The following is a 16567-nucleotide window of genomic DNA, read 5'->3' on the forward strand; positions in this document are numbered from 1 at the left end:
CCAGCTTGCGGGCCACCAGGCTGCTGTCGCTGAGGTTGCCGATCCGGATCGCCATATCGAAGCCCTCATCGACGATGTTGACCGCCCGATCGGAAAAGCTGACATCCAGTTCAATCAGCGGATAGCGCCGCGCAAAGGCGACCAGCACCTGCGAGAGCACCGCCGTGCCGAAGGAGCCGGGGGCGCTGATCTTCAGCCTGCCGGTAGGGGTGGTGGCACTTTCGCGCACGCTGGCATCCAGCGTCTCAAAGGCATCCAGCAGGTGTTTTACCCGCTCATAGTAGCTGCGGCCAACATCGGTCGGCGACAGGGCGCGCGTGCTGCGCTTGAACAGCTGCACACCGAGCTGCTGCTCCAGCTTCGATACCAGCTTGGAGGCCTGACTGCTGCTGGTGCCAAGACGCAGCGCCGCCGCTGAAAAGCTGCCGGTTTCCAGCACCGTGACAAACATCCGGTCACAATCGAGTCGATCCATCGCGAAGCCCTGTAGAGGTAAAGTCGCAGTATAAAGGCTGTGTGCAGGGGATGCAGCCTTCACTTTGTGTGCCTTAACCCTTTCGCCGCGGCGGAAAACCTGCTTGACTGACGCTCTGCCCGACGCTGTCTGGAGTATTTCATGTCGCTGATTCACCTGACGTCACTGGCAGCCATCCCGGCCGCCGAGTGGGATGCACTGTTGCCCGATGACCAGCCCTTTTTGCGCCACGCCTTTCTGCTCACCTTAGAGCAGAGCGGCAGCGTCCGGCCTGAGTCAGGCTGGCAGCCCGATCATCTGCTGTGGCAGGAAAAGGGCGTCACCCGCGCCGCGCTGCCGGGCTACCAGAAATACCATTCGCAGGGTGAGTATGTCTTCGATCACGCCTGGGCGGATGCCAGCCAGCGCGCCGGTATCCGCTACTACCCGAAATGGCTGGGGGCGATCCCCTTCAGCCCGGTCAGCGGCGCGCGCCTGCTGGGGCAGCCTGCGGCCGCCGCACAACTGCTGTCGGCCCTGCCGGCAAGCCTGCTGCAGCATGGCCTGAGCGGGGCGCATATCAACTTCACCGATGCACAGGCTGACCAGCTGCTGGCCGATCAGCCCGACTGGCTGTCGCGGCTCGGCTGTCAGTATCACTGGCACAATCGCGGCTACCGCGATTTTCAGGATTTCCTGGATACGCTGATGTCGCGCAAGCGCAAACAGCTGCGAAAAGAGCGCGAACAGGTGGCGCAGAGCGGCTTTGTGTTTGACCGCTATCGCGGCGACCAGTTACGCGAAGATCAGTGGGATTTTGTCTACACCTGTTACGCCAACACCTATGCAGTGCGTGGTCAGCGGCCCTATCTGACGCGCGACTTTTTCAGCCTGCTGGCGGAACGGATGCCGCAGAACATAGTGGTAGTCATTGCCCGCTTACAGCAGCAACCGGCGGCGATGGCTTTTTATCTGCGGGACAGCGAGACGCTCTACGGCCGCTACTGGGGCTGCCTGGCGGAGTTTGACCGGCTGCACTTCGAAACCTGTTTCTATCAGGGAATGGAGCTGGCGATTGAGGAAGGGCTGACGCGGTTCGATGCGGGTGCGCAGGGTGAACACAAGCTGGTGCGCGGCTTTGAGCCGCAGATCACTCGCTCCTGGCACTATCTGCTGCATCCCGGCCTGCGTGATGCTGTCGCTGATTTTCTGGTGCAGGAGCGGGAAGGCGTGCGCGGCTGGGCGGAAGAAGCCCGCGACGCCTTGCCCTATCGACGCGGCGATTAATCGACGCCGACAAATCCTCCGGTCTGATGCTGCCAGAGCCGGGCGTAGAGGCCGTTTTTTGCCAGCAGTTCGTGATGGCTGCCCATCTCGGCAATGCCGCCTTTATCCAGCACCACCAGCCGATCCATCTTCGCAATGGTGGAGAGGCGGTGTGCAATGGCGATCACGGTTTTGCCCTGCATTAACGACTCCAGGCTCTCCTGAATGGCCGCTTCCACTTCAGAGTCGAGCGCCGAGGTCGCTTCGTCCATGATCAGAATCGGCGCATCCTTCAGCAGCACACGGGCTATCGCCACGCGCTGACGCTGACCGCCTGACAGTTTCACGCCGCGTTCGCCGACGTGCGCGTCCAGCCCGGTGCGGCCCTGCGAGTCGGAGAGCAACGGAATAAACTCATCGGCGCGGGCGCGTTTCATCGCCAGTTGCAGCGCCTCATCGCTGGCGTCAGGACGTCCGTAGAGCAGGTTTTCGCGGATGGAGCGGTGCAGCAGCGAGGTGTCCTGGGTGATCATGCCGATCTGCGCCCGCAGGCTTTCCTGGGTCACCTCGGCGATGTCCTGGCCATCGATGAGAATGCGCCCGGCCTGCACGTCGTAGAGGCGCAGCAGCAGGTTCACCAGCGTGGACTTGCCCGCGCCGGAGGGGCCGATCAGGCCGATCTTCTCGCCAGGACGAATGTCCAGGTCGAGTCCGTGGATGATGCCCTTGCCATTGCCGTAGTGGAAATCCACGCCATCGAAGCGCACGCCGCCCTGGGTGATGCGCAGCTGCTGGGCAGCGGGCTTGTCGGTGACCGCGACCGGCTGCGAGATGCTTTCCAGGCCGTCCTGCACGGTGCCGATGTTCTCGAAGATGCCGTTGACCACCCACATGATCCAGCCCGACATGTTGACGATGCGGATCACCAGGCCGGTGGCCAGGGCGATGGCGCCCATGGAGATCAGCGACTGGGTCCACAACCACAGGGCCAGGCCGGTGGTGCCGGCGATCAGCAGGCCGTTCATGGTGGTGATCGCGGTGTCCATCGCGGTGACCACGCGCCCGGCCAGCTGGGTCTTCTCATTGCTCTCGTGGATGGCTTCCTGGGCATAGCGCTGTTCGTGGTTGTTGTGGGCGAACAGCTTGAGGGTGGTGATGTTGGTGTAGCCGTCGACGATGCGGCCCATCAGCTTGGAGCGTGCGTCGGAGGCTTGCACCGAGCGTTGCTTGACCCGCGGCACGAAGTACATCAGCGCCAGGATGTAGGCGCCGATCCACAGCACCAGCGGAATCATCAGCCGCCAGTCGGCCTCGGCGAACAGCACCAGGGCGCTGAGTGAGTAGATGAGCACGTGCCACAGGGCATCCATGGCCTGCACCGCCGAGTCGCGCAGCGAGTTGCCGGTCTGCATGATGCGCTGGGCGATGCGCCCGGCGAAGTCGTTCTGGAAGAAGTTGATGCTCTGCTTGAGCACGTAGCGGTGATTCTGCCAGCGGATCAGGCTGGTCATTCCCGGGCTGATGGTCTGGTGCACCAGCAGGTCGTGCAGGCCGACGAACACCGGGCGCAGCAACAGGGTGACCACGGCCATCCAGATCAGCTCGTTGCGGTGCAAGCTGAAGAATTGCGCCGGCGGGGTGTTCTGGGTCAGGTCGATGATGCGGCTCAGGTAGCTGAACAGCGCCACCTCAATGAGCGCCACCACCAGACCGACCACCAGCAGCGCGGCGAAGCTCGGCCAGACCTGGCGCAGGTAGTGCAAGTAGAAGGGCAGGACCCGGTTGGGCGGGGCGGTGCCGGGGTCATCCCGGAAGATGTCGATGAACTGCTCGAAACGACGATAAAGCATGGGTTCCGGTACCCGCGGGTGGCGGGATCTCCTTGAAGGTGGCGAACGGTCCCGTGCGACCTGCCCCGCAGGGCAGGTCGGCTGCCGATCAGTTCACGCGCTTGGCGGACTTGATCAGGATCGGGTCGACAGGCACGTCTTGCATGCCTTTCTGGCTGGAGGTGCGGGCATTGACGATCTGGTCGACCACGTCCATGCCCTTGACCACCTTGCCGAACACGGCGTAACCGAAGTCACGCACACCGTGGTCGAGCATGGCGTTGTCGTTGGTGTTGATGAAGAACTGGCTGGTCGCCGAGTTGACGCTGGAGGTGCGGGCCATGGCGATGGTGCCGCGCACGTTGTTCAGGCCGTTGTCGGCTTCGTTCTTGATCGGGTCCTGGGTGGGTTTCTGCACCAGGTACTGGTTGAAGCCGCCGCCCTGGACCATGAAGCCGGGGATCACGCGGTGAAAGATGGTGTTGCTGTAGAAGCCGCTGTCGACGTAGGCAAGGAAGTTCTTGGTCGTGATCGGCGCCTTGTCGTCGGCCAGCTCCAGTTCGATCTGGCCGAAGCTGGTGTCGAGCACGACGTGGGTCTTCTTGGCGTCCGCAGCCAGCAGGTTGGCCGAGAACAGCACGGTGCAGGCGGCGAGAGCGAGGTTCTTGAACATGGTCCGGAAGGTCCTTCGGTAATGGTTACGACGGTGGCCGGGTAGGAAACCACAGCCGCTCGGGTGAAACCAGTGTGGCCTGCTTGCCGGGGTTCAGACCGGCTGTGCCTCGATGAATTCCAGCAACGTGCGGTTGAAGGCTTCGGGCTGGTCCAGCGGCGTGGCGTGGCGCGAGTTGTCGATGACCACCAGGCGGGCGCCGGGAATCAGCTTAACGTAGGCCTGCTTGAGCGCCACGGGTGTGTAGTCGCGGTCGGCGGCGACCACCAGGGTCGGACAGGCGATGCGCCCCAGGCGCTCCTGCACGCCCCAGCCGACGATGGCGTCGAAGCTGGCCAGGTAGGCGCGCTTGTCGTTGCGCGCCCAGCGCTCGCTGATCTTGTGGCGCAGTTCGGCCTGGTCGGGGCGCGGGAACAGCAGCTTGCCCAAGGCCTGGCCGAGGGCCTGCATGCTCAGCAGCCGCGCCAGGCTCCAGCGCCGCAGCCACTGCCACAGGTCGTTGAGGCTGCGCACCTTGACCTGCGGGCCGCTGTTGACGATGCACAGGCTCTTGAGCAGCTGTGGCTGGTCCACCGCCAGCTGGAAGCCGACCATGCCGCCCATCGACAGGCCCACCAGATGCACCGGTCCCAGGTGCAGGTGCTCGATCAGCGCTTCGACATCGGCGGCAAAACCCTTGATGCTGTAGCGCTCGCGGGGTTTGTCGGAGCGGCCGTGGCCGCGCAGGTCGAGGGTGATGACCCGGTGCCGAGCGGCCAGTACCGGAATCTGGTATTCCCAGTCCTGGCCGCTGGAACCCAGGCCGTGCAGCAGGAGGATCGGCGCGCCCTGGCCGGCGGCCTGCTGGCCATATTCCTGATAGTGCAGCGAACAGCCGTCATGTTCGAAAAAAGCCATGCGTGACTCCTGTCAGGCTTGGGGGGGCGCCGCGAAGGGCGCATCCAGCGGCGCGGTGTCGAAGTTGCGGATCAGCTCGATGAGAATCTGCGTCGCCGGGCCCATCGGCTTGTCCTTGGAGGAGAAAAGATAGAACGCCGGGCTGCGGCTGCCACCTTTTTCCAGCGGCAGAGGCTTCAGCACACCTTCGCGCAGCTCGCGCAGGATCATGTGCCGGGGCAGCCAGCCGAAGCCCAGGCCGCTGCTGATGAAGGTGGCGGCCGTGCCCAGGCTGCCCACCGTCCAGCGTTGCTCTGCGCCCAGCCAGCCGACGTCGCGGGGTTGCTGGCGCCCGGAGTCGCGGATTACCACCTGCAGCTGGGTTTCCAGGTCCTGGAAAGTCAGCTCGCGGTTGAGCTTGTGCAGGGCATGTTCAGGGTGGGCCACGGCGACGAATTCCACGGTGCTGATTTCGGTGCCCAGGTGGCCGGCGATGTTCAGGCTGCTGATCGCCAGGTCAGCCATGCCTTCGAGCAGCACTTCCTCGACCCCGGACAACACCTCTTCGCGCAGGCGCACCCGGCAGCCGCGGCTCTGCGGCATGAACGCGGTAAGGGCGCGCACGATGCGTGCGGTGGGGTAGGCGGCATCCACCACCAGGCGTACCTCGGCTTCCCAGCCCTGTTCCATGTGGTGGGCGAGGTCTTCCAGCTGGCTGGCCTGTTTGATCAGCTGGCGCGAGCGGCGCAGCAGCACTTCGCCGGCCTCGGTGAGCACCGCCTTGCGCCCGTCGATGCGCAGCAGCGGTACGCCGAGCTGTTCCTGCATGCGCGCCACGGTGTAGCTGACCGACGACTGCGAGCGGTGCATGGCGTCGGCGGCCTGGGCGAAGCCGCCGTGGTCGACCACGGCCTGCAGGGTACGCCATTGGTCCAGGGTCACGCGGGGGGCTTTCATCGACGGATTCTCCAGAGAGGGCTATCGTCCGCTCATCACATTCCCCTGCGGAGACTGCCGATGAAGCGGACCTGTTATCTGTTGCTGGCCTTGCTGCCGAGCGTGGCGCTGGCGTACCCGATCGAGGTGCAAAAGCGCACGCCGGGGGTGCAGGTGGACTACCGCAGCCACGACACCTTTCATGACACCGGCTCCATCACCCTGAACAACTACGGCCAGGTCGACGCAAGCTGCCGGGTGGAGTTCAACAACGGCCCCGAGGCGCCGCGCCTGCGCCGCGTGCAGGTCAAGGCCGGGGAAAGCCTGGACGTGGTGGCGAAGTTCACTCGCAGCATCATCAAGTTGCGCATCAAGCTCGAGTGCGAGCCAGCGAGCTGAAGCCTAAACCAATTGACCTGATTATTCGATGGATCGAAGCAGATTTTTGCGCTTTTTCATGATCGATTCGATGATTAAAGTAGCCTCCATCAACTCAACGCCGCCGGCTTCCAGGCTGCGCAGCGGGTGAAACGCCTGAATGGCTTCCCCCTGACGCATGCCGAGCCGCCCTCGAACAGATGGAGTAGAACATGTCCCGCGTATTGATCGTCGAAAGCAGCGCCCGTCAGGAAGGCTCGGTGTCGCGCCAGCTCACCCGCCAGTTCATCGAGCAGTGGAAAACCGCTCACCCGGCCGACACCCTCACCGTGCGTGACCTGGCGCTGGACCCTGTGCCGCACCTGGACGCCACCCTGCTGGGCGGCTGGATGAAGCCCGACGAGCAGCGCAGCACCACCGAGCAGGCCGCGCTGGAGCGCTCCAACGTGCTGACCGACGAGCTGCTGGCCGCCGATGTCCTGGTACTGGGCGCCCCCATGTACAACTTCGCCATCCCCAGCACCCTCAAGGCCTGGTTCGACCATGTGCTGCGTGCCGGCGTGACCTTCAAGTACGGTGAAACCGGCCCGCAGGGCCTGCTGACCGGCAAGCGTGCCATCGTGCTGACCGCCCGTGGCGGCCTGTACACCGGCGGCGCCATGGACCATCAGGAACCCTACGTGCGCCAGGTGCTGGGCTTCATCGGTATCCACGACGTGACCTTCGTGCACGCCGAAGGCTTGAACATGGGTGAGGAATTCAGCGCCAAGGGCCTGAGCCAGGCCCAGGCGCAGCTGGCCGAGATCGCCTGACCATTGCATTACCCGCTTCACGCTCTCTCTTCCCGTTCGCGCCCCTGGGTGGGCGCCGACCCGGCAAGCGCTGCTCCGCGCTGCCGGGTTTCTTTTGTGCGCGCCATTCTGGAATACCGGTTCGCGGCCGAAGCCGCGCCTACCGGATGAACTCACAGCGGTGACGGCACGAACGGGTGGGACCGGCTTCAGCCGGGATGGCGGTGGTAGGGCTTTGGCGGTTGAAGCTGCTAGCCATGACAGTGTTATGGACAGCGCCGCGCACGAACCGCTAAGGTCGCCTCCGTTCAATTGGGGGCCTGCATGAACTATCTACTTATCGTTACGCTGATCCAGGCGTTTTCCTTCAGCCTGATCGGTGTCTATCTGGCCGGTCATGTCGACAGTTACCTGGCGGTGCTGATTCGTGTGCTGCTGGCCGGTCTGGTGTTCATTCCCCTGACGCGCTGGCGCCAGGTCGAGCCGGGGTTCATGCGCGGCATGTTGCTGATTGGCGCGCTGCAGTTCGGTATCACCTATGTGTGCCTGTACCTGAGCTTCCGGGTGCTGACCGTGCCCGAGGTGCTGCTGTTCACCATCCTCACCCCGTTGCATGTGACCCTCATCGAAGATGCGCTGAACCGACGTTTCAACCCTTGGGCATTGCTGGCTGCGGTGGTGGCGGTGCTGGGCGCCGGGGTGATCCGCTACGACGGGCTGGATGGCGATTACCTGGGCGGCTTCCTGCTGCTGCAATTGGCCAATTTCACTTATGCCGCCGGGCAGGTGCTGTACCGTCACTTGACCGCGCGCTACCCCAGCGACCTGCCGGACTATCGGCGTTTCGGCTACTTCTTCGTCGGGGCGTTGTTGATCGTGCTGCCGGCGTTTCTGGCCTTCGGCAATCCGCAGCGCCTGCCGGATGCGCCGCAGCAGTGGCTGGTGCTGGTGTTCCTCGGCCTGTGCTCCACCGCGCTGGCGATGTACTGGTGGAACAAGGGCGCGTGCCTGGTGCCGGTGGGCACCCTGGCAGCGATGGGCAACCTGCACGTGCCGTTGGGCTTGCTGATCAACCTGCTGATCTGGAACCGTCACGAGGACCTGGGCAGGTTGCTGGTAGGAGGGCTGGTGATCGTCGCGTCGATCTGGATCGGTCGCCTCGGAGCCCGCCGTGAAGGCCTCACGGCGGGCTGAGGTGCATCAGCGGTAGCGTTCGAGCCAGTGCGCGTAAGGGGCGGGCAGGGTCCAGGAGGCTTTGTCCACGCCCAGCTGCTTGGCGGCAAAGTACGCCCAGTGCGGGTCGGCCAGGTGCGCACGGCCTATCGATACCAAGTCCAGCTGGCCGTTCTGCACGGCGGCCTGGGCCAGTTGCGGGTCGCCGAAGCCCCAGGCCGAAGTCACTGGAATGTCCGCCTCGCGGCGTACCTGCTCGGCGATCGGGCCGAGGAACGCCGGCCCCCATGGAATCTCGGTCTCGGCAATGGTGAAGCCGATGCTGACACTCAGCAGGTCCAGGCCGCCGGCCTTGAAGCGCCGCGCCAGTTCGATGGACTCGGCCAGGGTCTGCTCGTCGCGACCGTCGTATTCGATAACCCCGAAGCGCGCGGTCAGCGGCAGGTTCTCCGGCCACACCTCACGCACTGCCGCCAGGGTTTCCAGCAGGAAGCGGCTGCGGTTGTCGAAGCTGCCACCATAGGCGTCGGTGCGCTGGTTGCTGTGCTCGGAGAAGAAGCTCTGGCCCAGGTAACCGTGGGCGAAGTGCAACTCGATCCATTCGAAGCCGGCGTCACGCGCGCGGCGCGCTGCATCCACGAAGTTCTGCTTGACCCGCTGGATGTCGTCCAGGGTCATGGCGCGCGGCACTTTCGGCAGGTGGTGGCCGAAGGCGATGGCTGACGGGGCAATGGTTTCCCAGCCACGCGGGTCATCGCTGGCAATGTGGTCGTCGCCTTCCCAGGGACGGTTGGCGCTGGCCTTGCGACCGGCGTGGGCAATCTGGATACCCGGCACAGCACCGGCAGCCTTGATGGCCTGCACCACGGGAACGAACGCCTGGGCCTGTTCGTCGGTCCATATGCCGGTGCAGCCGGGGGTGATGCGGCCTTCCGGGGCCACGGCGGTGGCTTCCACCACCACTAGGCCGGCGCCGCCACGGGCCATGCTGGCCAGGTGCACGTGGTGCCAGTCGTTGATCAGGCCTTCTTCGGCGGAGTATTGGCACATCGGCGGAATGGCGATGCGATTGCGCAGGGTGACGTCCTTGAGACGGAAGGGTTCGAACAGTGCAGACATACACGACTCCAGTACGGACGGGTTAATACGATAGTTCGATAGTATTCGAAGTATGGCGAACATTGAACCCCCCCGTTATCATGCCGCCCCATGAGAGGCTTCAAACATCCCACACCCGAAAACTTCATCCTCGAGCGCGTGCTCTACGCGCTGAGCGATCCGGTGCGCATGGAGATCGTGCGTTGCCTGGCCCGGGTCGAAGAGGCCAGCTGCGGCGAACTCGACGGCGGCCGTCCGAAATCCAGCATGTCCCATCACTTTCGGGTGCTGCGTGATGCCGGCCTGGTGCATACCCGCAACGTCGGCACCACACACATGAACTCCCTGCGCCTGGCCGACATGAACCAGCAGTTTCCCGGCCTGCTGGACGCGATCCTGGCCCACAAACAGACCTGACGCATACGCCTCGGGGAGCGGCGGCTTCAGCCGCGAAGCGACCGCCGGTTCACAACAGATGCAGTGAATTTCCTGGTGCTTTCGCGGCTAAAGCCGCTCCCACCGGCCACATAATGACTAACTGAACTGTATTGCGGCTAAAGCCAATACAGTTCAGTTAGACCGTGGGAGCGAGCTTGCTCGCGAAGGCGGCGTCACGTTCACAGCAAATTCAGCGACTTTGCCCGCTTCTCGCGAGCAAGCTCCCACAAAGCCGCAAGGCGCTTAATCGAACAGTATTGCGGCTAAAGCCTGTCGATCGTATTGACGCTACCCGGCATGTGCCTTGCTTGTGCCTGCGTGGTGCCCTAGGCGATCGAGCCGGGTCAGCCGTGCCTGGCACGCGCTGAGCCGCGTCAATCGGTACTCGCGGGGTACAGGGCCCAGGTCCCGTACCCCGCGTCTTGCGCAGGCTGCGCCATTTCTGCACCGTCAGGGTGCATCTCCCCCAAACGCAAGCGCCCGCCCGGGCAGCATTCGGCTGCGCGGGCAGGACGGCTTATTGCGGTCTGGTGTTCAGTGGGTTGCCGGCGGGAAGTCGATTGCGGTGCGGGCCAGGTTGTTCAGGTAATTGGTCAGGGTCAGCAGGGCGACCTGGGCGACCACCTCGACGATCCGTGCGTCATCCAGGCCTGCCTGACGCGCCGCGTGCAGTTGCTCATCGCTGATCTGACCGCGTTCCAGCGTCACCGCGCGGGCCAGTGCCGCGACGGCGTCCAGGTTGCCAGCGCGGGCCGCGGCAATGGCCTCGGCATCCAGGCCCGCCTTGGCGCCAAAGTGGCTGTGTGCGGCCAGGCAGTAATCGCAACCGTTGACTTGCGAGGCCGCCAGCGCCACGACTTCACGTTCGGCGACGCTGAGGCTGCTCTTGCCCATGGCCTGCGCCAGAGCGAGGTAACCATTGAGCGCGGCCGGGGAGTGGGCCAGGGTGGCGAAGGCGTTGGGCAAGAAGCCCAGGCCTTTCTCTACGCCTTGCAAGGCAGGGCGGGCGGCGGCAGGCGCCTGGTCGATAGGCAGTGCAGTGAGACGGGGCATGGGGGAATCTCCTTGAAAGACGGACCGTTCAGGCCACAGGAATCGGGTTGTCGACCAGCGACAGGTTGAACTGGTGGATCAGTTCATGCTCGTTCGCCCCCTGGTTGGCGCGCAGGGGCAACACACGGTCGACCAGAACTTCGGTGGTGGCGGTTTCCAGCTTGGCCAGGGTCTCGGTGATGAATTCGTCCAGTGGCATGGCACGCTCGTCACCGCTCTTGTGGATCAGGTCGGTGTCCACCCACGGCGGGGCGATTTCCAGCACCTTGACGCTGCTGTCACGCAGGACGAAGCGTTGCGACAGCGTGTAGGAGTGGATGGCCGCCTTGGTCGCCGAGTACAGCGCGGTGGCGGCCAGCGGCAGGTAGGCCAGCACAGAGCTGTTGTTGATGATGTAGGCCTCGGGCTGCTGCTTGAGGTGTTCGACGAAGGCCGCGCTGACCCGCACAGGCCCCAGCAGGTTGGTCTGTAGCAGGCCGACTGCCTGTTCGTCGTCCAGCTCACCGGAGGCCGGGTTGTCGAAAGGCATGATCCCGGCGTTGTTGATGATCACGTTCAGCGTGGGGTGGCGACGGATCACCTCTTGGGCCACGAGCTTGATCTGCGCCGCGTCGTTGATGTCCAGCTGCACGGTATCCATGCCGGGGTTGGCGCGGGCGATCTCGTCGAGCAGGGCCTGGCGGCGGCCGGCGATGATCACCTGGTTGCCACGCTGGTGGAAGGCTTCGGCCAGGGCGCGACCGATGCCGGAGGTGCCGCCGGTGATGAAAATGGTGTTGGCGCTGAGTTTCATGGTGGTACTCCTGTCAGTGATCAGTTGGGGTTGTAGCGGGGGGCAAGGCGGTTGCTGGACAGCTGCGGCAGCAGCGCCTGGCGGCTGGATTCGAAGGCTTCGAAGGGTTCCAGGTCGTGCATCGACGGAATGGAAAACAACACCCCGGCATCGAAGTCCTGCAGCGCGGCGTCGACCAGGTCGGGGGCCGCCATGACGATGGCCGGGTCGAGGTTTTCCACGGGCAGCCCGCCGGTGGCCCAGAAGTCGGTGGCGGTGGCACCGGGCAGCACCGCCTGGATACGAACGCCTTGCTCGCTCAGCTCGCGGTGCAGCGAGCGGGTGAAGGCGGTGACATAGGCCTTGCTGGCGCCATACACGCCGTTGAGCAGTTCCGGCGCCAGGCTGACGATGGACGAAATGTTGATGATCGCGCCCTGCTGGCGGGCGACGAAGCCGGGCACGGCAGCGTAGGTCAGGCGGGTCAGGGCGGTGACGTTGAGCGCGATCATCTCGCCCATGCGCTCCACGTCGCTGCCCAGCAGCGGGGTGTGGGTGCCGATGCCGGCGTTGTTGACCAGCAGGGTGATGCTGGCGTCTTCGCGCAACTTGCGTTCGACGCTGGCCAGCTCGTTGGAGTTGCCGAGGTCGGCGGCGACCACCTCGACGTTGCGGCGGGTCTCGCTGGTCAGGCGCATGGCCAGTTCATTGAGGCGTTCGCGGTTGCGTGCCACCAGGATCAGGTCGTAGCCGCGGCGGGCCAGGCGCTCGGCGTAGAGTGCGCCGATGCCGGTGGAAGCGCCGGTGATGAGGGCAGTGCCATGGTGTGCGGTCGTCATGGTGTGAGGCTCCAGTGGTGGGGACTGGCGCCATGATGCGAAAAAAACGCTGTGTCTCAAATGACGTATAAGGTAGTTTTTCAAGACGTCACTTTTAGGGCTTCATCATGCATCGAGTCGGCTACCTGATTACCGAGGGTTTCCAGGTCATGTCCCTGGCCACCCAATCCGTTTTCGAATTCGCCAATCTGGTGGCCGGTGAGCCGGTCTATCGGGTGCAGAACTTTTCGGTGGGCGGCGGCACCGTGCGCTCGTCCCTGGGCCTGTGCATCGACACCCAGCCGCTGGAGGCTGCCGGGCTGGCCGACACCTGGATGGTGGTCGGAACCCTGACGCCCCTGACGCCGGCCAGCGAAGAGGTACTCAACAGCGTGCGCGGCTTCATGCAGCAGGCACGGCGTGTCGCGGGCGTGTGCACCGGCGGGTTCATTCTCGCCGCTGCCGGTGCGCTGGACCGTCGTCGTGCGACCACGCACTGGTCGTTCGCCCGAGCCATGCGCGAGCGCTATCCGCAGGTGGCGGTTGAAGATGATCGGATCTTCATCGTCGATGGCCCGGTATGGACCTCTGCCGGCATGACTGCCGCGCTGGACATGGCCCTGGGCATGGTCGAGAAGGACCTGGGCGCCGACTTGGCGCGCTCGGTGGCGCATCGCCTGGTGATGCACCAGCGCCGTTCCGGTGGGCAGTCGCAGCATTCGGAACTGCTGACCCTGTCGGCCAAGTCCGACCGTATTCAGAGTGCGCTGGAATACGCCCGCCAGCACCTGAGCCGACCTTTGAGCGTCGAAGAACTCGCCGAAGTGGCGCACCTCAGCCCACGCCAGTTCACCCGGGTATTCACCGCCGAGACCGGCCAGCCACCTGCCAAGGCGATCGAAAAGCTGCGGCTGGAAGGTGCCCGGCTGATGATCGAGCAGACCCGGCACAGCCTGGAAGAAGTGGCCCGGCAGAACGGATTCCGCGATCGCCGGCACATGCGTGAAGTGTTCATGCGCGGCTTTGGCGTGGCGCCTGCCGCGATTCGCCGGGATGCCAGGCGGGTCAGCTGATTCTTCAACCTGCAGGAGCGAGCTTGCTCGCGAAAGGGTCGCCAACGTACTGCTGTGTCGCGTACGTGAGGCAACCATCGCGAGCAAGCTCGCTGCAACGGTCTAGCGGGGCGGCCTTGAGGCGAGGATCAACTGCCGCCGCCACCACCGCCGCCACCGGCTCCACCAGCACCACCGCCAGCACCTCCGGTACCGCCGCCTGTACCACCTGAGCCGGTGCCGCTATTACCGCCACCGCCCGCACCGCCATTCGGCGCGCCGCCCGCACCGCTGGCGCCACCAGGGCCGGCACTGCCTGCACCGGTAGCGTTGCCGGTGCTGGTGTCGCTGCCGGTGCCGGTCCCCATGCCGCCCGACGTACCGCCTGGGCTGCCGGTATTACTGCCGGGGTTGGTGGCCCCGCCCGGATTGCCACCGCCACCTTGCATGGTGCCGGGGTTGGCGCTGGTGCCGCTCGGGCTGGTGGTGGTGCCATCCACATTGGTCGCCGCCAGGCTTAGCGGCGCAATCGCGCCCAGGCACAGCGCCAGGGCCAGTTGGTGAGGTCGAATCAATTTCATGGTGAGACTCCTTTTCTTGATCACCATGGGTTCGGCCTCCAGGGGAGGAAGGTCGTGCGGTCGGGGCGACGGGTGGTCGCCTGCGGATTGGCGCTCGTTTGCGGCTACAGACAGGGCTTGGCGGCGCTCGCCAGCGGTTCAAAAAGCGACCGAATTATGAAAAAAGATCTTATTTTTCAATTTGTTATTGATTCGTATATCCCTCGGTATATGGACGCTGGCGGCGGGTAGCCCTAGGTTGTCGGCAGAAACCTCGGGTTACATATACGACAGGAGACCACTCATGGGTCGTTTGCAAGGCAAGGTCGCACTCATCACCGGTGGTGCAGGTGGCTGCGGCTTGGCCGCTTCGGAGCTCTTCGCCTGCGAAGGCGCCAAGGTGGCAATCATGGATCTGCCGCGCAGTGACGGCGAGGCGGTTGCGGCGCGCATCAACGAAGCCGGCGGCGACGCCTGGTTCTTTCCTGCCGATGTCTCGTCCCGCGAGCAGGTTCGGCAGGCGGTGGCGCAGGCCGAGGCGCGTTTCGGGGCCATCACGGTATTGATGAACCATGCAGGTACCATCGCGGCCGGCCCGTTTCTAGAGACCAGCGAAGCGGACTGGGATCGCCTGATGGGCATCAACGTCAAGGGCATGTTTCTGGTTACCCAGGCCGTGCTACCCGGCATGATCGCGGCCGGTGGCGGCAGTATCGTCTGTACCTCGTCGATCTCCGCAGTGGTCGGCACGCCGATGGAAGTGGCGTACTGCACCACCAAGGGCGCTTGTCACATGTTCGCCCGCGCCATCGCCGTGGAGTACCGCGACCGCAATATTCGTAGCAATGCCGTGTGTCCGGGCTTCATCGGTACGGCCCATGGTCGACGTGAAATCGAACTGCTGCAGGGACACGGTGTGGACGTTTCGGAGCAGGCCATCGCCAGCATGCAGGGGCGTCTCTGCGATCCCGCTGAAGTGGCTGCCGCGGCGCTTTTCCTGGCCAGTGACGAGGCCAGCTTCGTCAACGGCACCCACCTGTTCGTCGACAACGGCTACACCGCGCTCTGATAGGCGCGCAAAACAATAAAAGCTTTACCCCTGCATTGAAAATTCTGCCAAAAACAAACACTTACAAAAGACAGAGGCAGCAATGGAAAACATCGGCACCTACGTCATCTACCTGATCATGGTCTGCGCCGTGATCGGCGCCATCGCGTCCATCTACAACCCGGAATCGGAGCTCGGTAAGGAGTTCAGCGCCGGCATCAACAGCATAGGACCGATCTTCCTGCCAGTGGCCGGAATCATGGCGGCGATTCCCTATATCTCGCAATTCATCAGTCTGTTCATCGCGCCGCTTTTCCAGGCCATGGGCGCCGACGCAGGTATTGCCGGTCCGATCTTTATCGCCGCCGACCTGGGCGGCTATCAGCTGGCCCAGGCGCTGTCGAGCAGTCCCGAAGGCTGGATCGTCGGCTTGATCACTGGCTTCCAGTGCGGTTCGACGGTGATCTTCGTGATTCCGGTAGGTCTGGCAATGCTCGATAAGCGCGACCATAAATACATGGCCCTGGGCATCATGGCCGGGCTTCTGAGTATTCCGGTGAGCATCATTCTGATCGCCCTGCTGATGCAGGGCATGGACTTGGGCGTGAGGCCCGACATCGCCACCATTGGCGCGCCGACTCAGGTGTTGCACTTCACTTTCCTGGGGCTGGTGCAGAACCTCATGCCGCTGATCCTGTTCTGCTGTGCGCTGGCTGCTGCGCTGCGCTACCTGCCGAATCTGATGGTGGCGATATTCCTCAAGCTCGGGCAGTTGATGTACGCCCTGGTGACGCTGGTGCTGGTGGCTTCGATCGTCGAATACTTCACCACCTTCTTCAGCTCGACCTTCGGCAGTTGGGGCTTCGCGCCGATCATCGCCGACAAGGAGGACCAGATGCGTGCGCTGGAGATTGCCGGCTACGTGAGCATCATGCTCTGCGGTGCCTTTCCCATGGTTTGGCTGATCAAGCGCTACCTGTCGCGTCCCATTGAACGAGTCGCCGCACGGGTAGGGCTGTCACCGGTCGGCGCAGCGGGCATGCTCGCGGCCTCGGCGAACATTCTGGCGATGTTCCGTCTGCTCGCCGACATGCCACCCAAGGACAAGGTACTGGTCGTGGCATTCGCGGTGTGCGCAGCGTTCACCTTCGGTGATCATCTGGCCTACTCGGCGAACTTCCAACCTTCGGTGATCCTGCCCCTGATCATCGGCAAGTTGACGGGCGGCGTGCTGGGCATGGCGCTTGCTTGGTGGCTCGCGGTTCCCAAGGCTATTGAGCTTGGGCGTCAGGACGAACAGCAGCAGCGCTTCAGCGCGACACCTAGCCTGTCTTGAGCGCTGCAGCGGAACC

General features: G+C 64.1%; 19 protein-coding genes. 8 read left to right on the top strand and 11 right to left on the bottom strand.

Annotation, left to right across the window (positions count from 1 at the left end; all coding sequences use genetic code 11):
- A partial coding sequence (locus tag QZ497_RS15845; RefSeq protein WP_295476677.1) for a LysR family transcriptional regulator occupies positions 1–475 on the bottom strand: 475 nt, incomplete at its 3' end.
- 141 nt (positions 476–616) lie between these two features.
- Here QZ497_RS15845 and QZ497_RS15850 point away from each other — a divergent pair.
- The gene (locus QZ497_RS15850; RefSeq protein WP_295476678.1) at positions 617–1741 is read left to right on the top strand and encodes a GNAT family N-acetyltransferase; all 1125 of its coding nucleotides are present in this window, start codon (positions 617–619) and stop codon (positions 1739–1741) included.
- Here QZ497_RS15850 and QZ497_RS15855 read toward each other — a convergent pair.
- The 4 genes from QZ497_RS15855 to QZ497_RS15870 all read right to left on the bottom strand — a co-directional run bounded on the left by QZ497_RS15855 (position 1738) and on the right by QZ497_RS15870 (position 6055).
- Positions 1738–3570, bottom strand: a complete 1833-nt coding sequence (locus tag QZ497_RS15855) for an ABC transporter ATP-binding protein (RefSeq protein ID WP_295476679.1) — start codon at positions 3568–3570, stop codon at positions 1738–1740. The two genes, QZ497_RS15850 and QZ497_RS15855, sit on opposite strands and share 4 nt — an antisense overlap.
- Before the next feature lie 88 nt (positions 3571–3658).
- Entirely contained in the window at positions 3659–4222 is a 564-nt protein-coding gene (locus tag QZ497_RS15860; protein WP_295476680.1) for a peptidylprolyl isomerase, read from the bottom strand.
- Between the two features lie 93 nt (positions 4223–4315).
- Entirely contained in the window at positions 4316–5119 is an 804-nt protein-coding gene (locus tag QZ497_RS15865; protein WP_295476681.1) for an alpha/beta hydrolase, read from the bottom strand.
- A 12-nt stretch (positions 5120–5131) separates the two neighbouring features.
- Positions 5132–6055, bottom strand: a complete 924-nt coding sequence (locus QZ497_RS15870) for a LysR family transcriptional regulator (RefSeq protein WP_295476682.1) — start codon at positions 6053–6055, stop codon at positions 5132–5134.
- A 60-nt stretch (positions 6056–6115) separates the two neighbouring features.
- On the opposite strand from QZ497_RS15870, the gene QZ497_RS15875 reads away from it, so the two are divergent.
- Positions 6116–6433, top strand: coding sequence for a 3-phosphoglycerate kinase (locus tag QZ497_RS15875; protein ID WP_295476683.1), 318 nt, complete (start codon positions 6116–6118; stop codon positions 6431–6433).
- A gap of 21 nt (positions 6434–6454) precedes the next feature.
- On the opposite strand, the gene QZ497_RS15880 is transcribed toward QZ497_RS15875, so the two are convergent.
- Positions 6455–6592, bottom strand: a complete 138-nt coding sequence (locus QZ497_RS15880) for a hypothetical protein (protein ID WP_295476684.1) — start codon at positions 6590–6592, stop codon at positions 6455–6457.
- 32 nt (positions 6593–6624) lie between these two features.
- Between QZ497_RS15880 and QZ497_RS15885 the strand changes: the two genes are divergently transcribed.
- Both QZ497_RS15885 and QZ497_RS15890 read left to right on the top strand, forming a co-directional pair.
- The gene (locus QZ497_RS15885; RefSeq protein ID WP_295476685.1) at positions 6625–7224 is read left to right on the top strand and encodes an FMN-dependent NADH-azoreductase; all 600 of its coding nucleotides are present in this window, start codon (positions 6625–6627) and stop codon (positions 7222–7224) included.
- 303 nt (positions 7225–7527) lie between these two features.
- Positions 7528–8397: a carboxylate/amino acid/amine transporter gene (locus QZ497_RS15890; RefSeq protein WP_295476686.1), complete on the top strand. Its 870-nt coding sequence runs from the start codon at positions 7528–7530 to the stop codon at positions 8395–8397.
- 6 nt (positions 8398–8403) lie between these two features.
- Here the strand turns inward: QZ497_RS15890 and QZ497_RS15895 are convergent, their stop codons facing one another.
- Positions 8404–9495 carry an NADH:flavin oxidoreductase/NADH oxidase gene (locus QZ497_RS15895; RefSeq protein ID WP_295476687.1) on the bottom strand — a complete coding sequence of 364 codons (1092 nt, stop codon included), beginning with the start codon at positions 9493–9495 and terminating at the stop codon, positions 8404–8406.
- A 90-nt stretch (positions 9496–9585) separates the two neighbouring features.
- Here QZ497_RS15895 and QZ497_RS15900 point away from each other — a divergent pair, with 90 nt between their 5' ends.
- A complete protein-coding gene (locus tag QZ497_RS15900; protein ID WP_295476688.1) occupies positions 9586–9891 on the top strand; it encodes a helix-turn-helix domain-containing protein in 306 nt (101 codons plus the stop codon).
- A gap of 555 nt (positions 9892–10446) precedes the next feature.
- Here the strand turns inward: QZ497_RS15900 and QZ497_RS15905 are convergent.
- From QZ497_RS15905 to QZ497_RS15915, 3 genes are read right to left on the bottom strand one after another with little or no spacing between them, the layout of a single operon-like run.
- On the bottom strand, positions 10447–10965 hold the full coding sequence (locus tag QZ497_RS15905; RefSeq protein WP_295476689.1) for a carboxymuconolactone decarboxylase family protein: 519 nt from the start codon (positions 10963–10965) through the stop codon (positions 10447–10449).
- Positions 10966–10993: 28 nt separating this feature from the next.
- Positions 10994–11758 (bottom strand): SDR family NAD(P)-dependent oxidoreductase, encoded by a 765-nt coding sequence (locus QZ497_RS15910; RefSeq protein ID WP_295476690.1) that lies wholly within the window; start codon positions 11756–11758, stop codon positions 10994–10996.
- 20 nt (positions 11759–11778) lie between these two features.
- A complete protein-coding gene (locus QZ497_RS15915) occupies positions 11779–12576 on the bottom strand; it encodes an SDR family oxidoreductase (RefSeq protein ID WP_295476691.1) in 798 nt (265 codons plus the stop codon).
- Positions 12577–12683: 107 nt separating this feature from the next.
- Here QZ497_RS15915 and QZ497_RS15920 point away from each other — a divergent pair, with 107 nt between their 5' ends.
- Positions 12684–13628 carry a GlxA family transcriptional regulator gene (locus QZ497_RS15920; RefSeq protein WP_295476692.1) on the top strand — a complete coding sequence of 315 codons (945 nt, stop codon included), beginning with the start codon at positions 12684–12686 and terminating at the stop codon, positions 13626–13628.
- Positions 13629–13756: 128 nt separating this feature from the next.
- Here the strand turns inward: QZ497_RS15920 and QZ497_RS15925 are convergent, their stop codons facing one another.
- A complete protein-coding gene (locus QZ497_RS15925; protein WP_295476693.1) occupies positions 13757–14188 on the bottom strand; it encodes a hypothetical protein in 432 nt (143 codons plus the stop codon).
- A gap of 283 nt (positions 14189–14471) precedes the next feature.
- Here QZ497_RS15925 and QZ497_RS15930 point away from each other — a divergent pair, with 283 nt between their 5' ends.
- Both QZ497_RS15930 and eutH read left to right on the top strand, forming a co-directional pair.
- A complete protein-coding gene (locus tag QZ497_RS15930; protein ID WP_295476694.1) occupies positions 14472–15236 on the top strand; it encodes an SDR family NAD(P)-dependent oxidoreductase in 765 nt (254 codons plus the stop codon).
- 82 nt (positions 15237–15318) lie between these two features.
- Positions 15319–16551: an ethanolamine utilization protein EutH gene (eutH, locus tag QZ497_RS15935; protein WP_295476695.1), complete on the top strand. Its 1233-nt coding sequence runs from the start codon at positions 15319–15321 to the stop codon at positions 16549–16551.
- Positions 16552–16567 lie beyond the last annotated feature (16 nt).

Source organism: uncultured Pseudomonas sp. (assembly GCF_913777995.1).
Taxonomy (GTDB): domain Bacteria; phylum Pseudomonadota; class Gammaproteobacteria; order Pseudomonadales; family Pseudomonadaceae; genus Aquipseudomonas.

Excerpts from the sequence above, each read along its gene's own strand:
- QZ497_RS15850 (WP_295476678.1), top strand. The coding sequence starts at position 617 with ATGTCGCTGATTCACCTGACGTCACTGGCAGCCATCCCGGCCGCCGAG.
- QZ497_RS15855 (WP_295476679.1), bottom strand. The coding sequence starts at position 3,570 with ATGCTTTATCGTCGTTTCGAGCAGTTCATCGACATCTTCCGGGATGAC.
- QZ497_RS15860 (WP_295476680.1), bottom strand. The coding sequence starts at position 4,222 with ATGTTCAAGAACCTCGCTCTCGCCGCCTGCACCGTGCTGTTCTCGGCC.
- QZ497_RS15865 (WP_295476681.1), bottom strand. The coding sequence starts at position 5,119 with ATGGCTTTTTTCGAACATGACGGCTGTTCGCTGCACTATCAGGAATAT.
- QZ497_RS15870 (WP_295476682.1), bottom strand. The coding sequence starts at position 6,055 with ATGAAAGCCCCCCGCGTGACCCTGGACCAATGGCGTACCCTGCAGGCC.
- QZ497_RS15875 (WP_295476683.1), top strand. The coding sequence starts at position 6,116 with ATGAAGCGGACCTGTTATCTGTTGCTGGCCTTGCTGCCGAGCGTGGCG.
- QZ497_RS15880 (WP_295476684.1), bottom strand. The coding sequence starts at position 6,592 with ATGCGTCAGGGGGAAGCCATTCAGGCGTTTCACCCGCTGCGCAGCCTG.
- QZ497_RS15885 (WP_295476685.1), top strand. The coding sequence starts at position 6,625 with ATGTCCCGCGTATTGATCGTCGAAAGCAGCGCCCGTCAGGAAGGCTCG.
- QZ497_RS15890 (WP_295476686.1), top strand. The coding sequence starts at position 7,528 with ATGAACTATCTACTTATCGTTACGCTGATCCAGGCGTTTTCCTTCAGC.
- QZ497_RS15895 (WP_295476687.1), bottom strand. The coding sequence starts at position 9,495 with ATGTCTGCACTGTTCGAACCCTTCCGTCTCAAGGACGTCACCCTGCGC.
- QZ497_RS15900 (WP_295476688.1), top strand. The coding sequence starts at position 9,586 with ATGAGAGGCTTCAAACATCCCACACCCGAAAACTTCATCCTCGAGCGC.
- QZ497_RS15905 (WP_295476689.1), bottom strand. The coding sequence starts at position 10,965 with ATGCCCCGTCTCACTGCACTGCCTATCGACCAGGCGCCTGCCGCCGCC.
- QZ497_RS15910 (WP_295476690.1), bottom strand. The coding sequence starts at position 11,758 with ATGAAACTCAGCGCCAACACCATTTTCATCACCGGCGGCACCTCCGGC.
- QZ497_RS15915 (WP_295476691.1), bottom strand. The coding sequence starts at position 12,576 with ATGACGACCGCACACCATGGCACTGCCCTCATCACCGGCGCTTCCACC.
- QZ497_RS15920 (WP_295476692.1), top strand. The coding sequence starts at position 12,684 with ATGCATCGAGTCGGCTACCTGATTACCGAGGGTTTCCAGGTCATGTCC.
- QZ497_RS15925 (WP_295476693.1), bottom strand. The coding sequence starts at position 14,188 with ATGAAATTGATTCGACCTCACCAACTGGCCCTGGCGCTGTGCCTGGGC.
- QZ497_RS15930 (WP_295476694.1), top strand. The coding sequence starts at position 14,472 with ATGGGTCGTTTGCAAGGCAAGGTCGCACTCATCACCGGTGGTGCAGGT.
- eutH (WP_295476695.1), top strand. The coding sequence starts at position 15,319 with ATGGAAAACATCGGCACCTACGTCATCTACCTGATCATGGTCTGCGCC.